Below are 3263 nucleotides of genomic sequence, written 5' to 3' on the forward strand. Positions count from 1 at the left end.
CCCCGGTGACGGTCCGCGTGCGCGGCCGCGCGCACGACGCGGAGGTGCGCATCGAGCAGCCGGACGGCAGCGCCCCGGCGGCGGCCGAGACCGCCCCCGTCCCCCGGCCCGGAACCGGCGGCGCCGCCACGGGTGGACCGCGGACGGGCCGAAGCGGTGAGGCCGCCACCACGGCGGGCAGCGCCGCAGCCGCCGGCCGGACCGTGCGGGCGCGGCTCGTCGCCCTCGACGAGGGCGCCGTGCTGCTGGACCTCGACGGGGTCACCCACCGCTTCCGCCATGCCGCGCACGGCGCGAGCCACTGGCTGGGGCGGGACGGGGACACCTGGCGGGTGGTCGGCCACGACCCCGTGGAGGAGGCGCTGCGCGGAGGGGCCGCCGCCGCACACGCCGGCGAGCTGACCGCGCCCATGCCCGGCACCGTCACCGTCGTGAAGGCGGCCGTCGGCGACGAGGTCACCGCCGGTCAGGGTCTGCTGGTGGTCGAGGCGATGAAGATGGAGCACCTCATCTCCGCCCCGCACGACGGGACCGTCACCGAGCTGGAGGTGACGCCTGGCAGCACGGTCGCCATGGACCAGCTGCTGGCGGTGGTCACCCCGCACGAGAGCACGCCGGACGAAAGCGCCCCGGACGCAAGCACCCCGGACGCAAAGACCCCGGACCCAAGCACCCCGGACGCAAGCGCCCAGGACGCAAAGACCCCGGACGAAAGCGCCCCACCCCAAGGGACTCCGCACGGGAACACCCCACCCCAAGGCACTCCACACGGGAGCACCCCACACGGGAGCACTTCGCACGAAGGCACCCCACACGCAGGCGCTCCGCACGGAAGCGAGGTGCGTGACTGATGACCCTGCCCATGGCGGTCCCGGCCCCCGGCCTGCCCACCCAGGTCCGAATCCACGAGGTGGGCCCGCGGGACGGGTTGCAGAACGAGAAGACGCTGGTCCCGGCGGCCATCAAGGCGGAGTTCATCCGGCGGCTCGCCGAGGCCGGTCTCACCACCATCGAGGCCACCAGCTTCGTCCATCCGAAGTGGGTGCCCCAACTGGCCGACGCCGAGGAGCTGATGCGGCTGGTCGACGACGTGGCCGTCCGGCTCCCCGTCCTGGTGCCCAATGAGCGCGGGCTGGACCGCGCCCTCGCGCTGGGCGCGCGTGAGGTCGCCGTCTTCGCCAGCGCCACGGAGTCCTTCGCCAGGGCCAACCTCAACCGCACGGTGGACCAGGCGCTGGAGATGTTCGAACCGGTCGTCACCAAGGCCAAGGACGCGGGCGTGACCGTGCGCGGCTATCTGTCGATGTGCTTCGGCGACCCGTGGGAGGGGCCGGTCCCGGTCTCCCAGACCGTGTCGGTCAGCCGCCGCCTGCTGGACATGGGCTGTGACGAGATCAGCCTCGGCGACACCATCGGCGTGGCCACCCCCGGCCATGTGCGGGAGCTGTTGGACACGCTCAACGAGGCGGGCATCGCCGACGACCGGCTGGCCGTGCACTTCCACGACACCTACGGCCAGGCCCTCGCCAATACCCTCGCGGCGCTCCAGCACGGCGTGACCACCGTAGACGCCTCCGCCGGGGGCCTCGGCGGCTGCCCCTACGCCAAGAGCGCGACCGGAAACCTCGCCACCGAAGACCTCGTGTGGATGCTCGACGGCCTCGGCATCGAGACCGGGGTCGACATCGGCCGTCTCACCGCCACCAGCGTGTGGATGGCCCGGCATCTGGGCCGACCCAGCCCGTCCCGCACCGTCCGCGCCCTCTCCCAGAAGGAGACCTGAGCCATGTCGATCGACCACCGACTCAGCCCCGAACACGAGGAACTGCGCCGCACTGTCGAGGCGTTCGCGCATGATGTGGTCGCTCCCAAGATCGGGGAGTACTGGGAGCACCACGAGTTCCCGTACGAGATCGTCCGCGAGATGGGCCGGATGGGCCTGTTCGGCCTGCCCTTCCCGGAGGAGTACGGCGGGATGGGCGGGGACTACTTCGCCCTCTGCCTCGCCCTGGAGGAGCTGGCCCGGGTGGACTCCTCGGTGGCGATCACCCTGGAGGCGGGGGTCTCGCTCGGCGCGATGCCGATCTTCCTGTACGGCACGGAGGAGCAGAAGCGCACCTGGCTGCCGGGGCTGTGCTCCGGGGAGACCCTGGGCGCGTTCGGCCTGACCGAGCCCGGCGGCGGCTCGGACGCGGGCGCCACCCGCACCACGGCCCGGCTGGACCAGGCCACGGGCGAGTGGGTGATCAACGGCACCAAGTGCTTCATCACCAACTCCGGTACGGACATCACCGCGCTGGTCACCGTCACCGCCGTCACCGACCGCACGGAGGACGGCCGCCCCGAGATCTCCTCGATCATCGTGCCGTCCGGCACTCCCGGCTTCAGCGTGGCCGCGCCCTACTCCAAGGTGGGGTGGAACGCGTCGGACACCCGCGAGCTGTCCTTCGCCGACTGCCGGGTCCCGGCCGCGAACCTGCTGGGCGCGGAGGGCCGGGGCTACGCCCAGTTCCTGCGGATCCTGGACGAGGGCCGGATCGCGATCTCCGCGCTGGCCACCGGGCTCGCCCAGGGCTGTGTGGACGAGTCGGTGGCGTACGCCAGGACCCGTGAGGCGTTCGGCCGCCCCATCGGCGCCAACCAGGCGATCCAGTTCAAGCTGGCCGACATGGAGATGCGCGCCCATATGGCCCGGGTGGCCTGGCGGGACGCGGCCTCCCGGCTGGTGCTCGGCGAGCCGTTCAAGAAGCAGGCGTCGATCGCGAAGCTCTACTCCTCCGAGGTCGCGGTGGACAACGCCCGCGAGGCCACCCAGATCCACGGTGGCTACGGCTTCATGAACGAGTATCCGGTGGCCCGGATGTGGCGGGACTCCAAGATCCTGGAGATCGGCGAGGGCACGAGCGAGGTCCAGCGGATGCTGATCGCGCGAGAGCTGGGCTTCGCGAGCTGAGCCACGGCCCGGATGCCGCCCGCCCGGAGCCGGACCCACAGCCCAGCGGCCGACCCCACCTCCCGGACCAAGCCCACCCCGGGCCAGACGCACCCTGCCCCGGACCCACCACCCGGGGCGGCGCAGCACCACCGCCCGGGGACGCCCGCCCGGGGCTGAACCCACAGCCCAGGAGCCGACCCCACCTCTCGGGCCAAGCTCGCCCCCGGGCCAGACCCACCCCCGGGCCGGGCCCACCGCCTGGGGGCCCGGCCCGGGGCGGCGCAGCACCACCGCCCGGGGGCCCGGTCCGACGGCGGCGCACCGGGCC

Annotated in this window: 3 protein-coding genes; all 3 read left to right on the forward strand. The window is 73.2% G+C overall.

Annotation, left to right across the window (positions count from 1 at the left end):
* Positions 1-851: acyl-CoA carboxylase biotin carboxyl carrier protein subunit (locus AXW62_RS46465; RefSeq protein WP_289306041.1), on the forward strand; the 851-nt coding region annotated here is incomplete at its 5' end.
* The gene (locus AXW62_RS37130; RefSeq protein ID WP_060948271.1) at positions 851-1783 is read left to right on the forward strand and encodes a hydroxymethylglutaryl-CoA lyase; all 933 of its coding nucleotides are present in this window, start codon (positions 851-853) and stop codon (positions 1781-1783) included. The genes AXW62_RS46465 and AXW62_RS37130, both read left to right, overlap by 1 nt.
* Positions 1784-1786: 3 nt before the next feature.
* A complete protein-coding gene (locus AXW62_RS37135; RefSeq protein WP_174556474.1) occupies positions 1787-2953 on the forward strand; it encodes an acyl-CoA dehydrogenase family protein in 1167 nt (388 codons plus the stop codon).
* Positions 2954-3263: the final 310 nt, after the last annotated feature.

The organism is Streptomyces hygroscopicus subsp. hygroscopicus (assembly GCF_001553455.1).
In the GTDB taxonomy this organism is placed as follows: Bacteria; Actinomycetota; Actinomycetes; order Streptomycetales; family Streptomycetaceae; genus Streptomyces; species Streptomyces hygroscopicus.

Coding starts and splice junctions, on each gene's coding strand:
- AXW62_RS37130 (WP_060948271.1), top strand. CDS start 851: ATGACCCTGCCCATGGCGGTCCCGGCCCCCGGCCTGCCCACCCAGGTC.
- AXW62_RS37135 (WP_174556474.1), top strand. CDS start 1,787: ATGTCGATCGACCACCGACTCAGCCCCGAACACGAGGAACTGCGCCGC.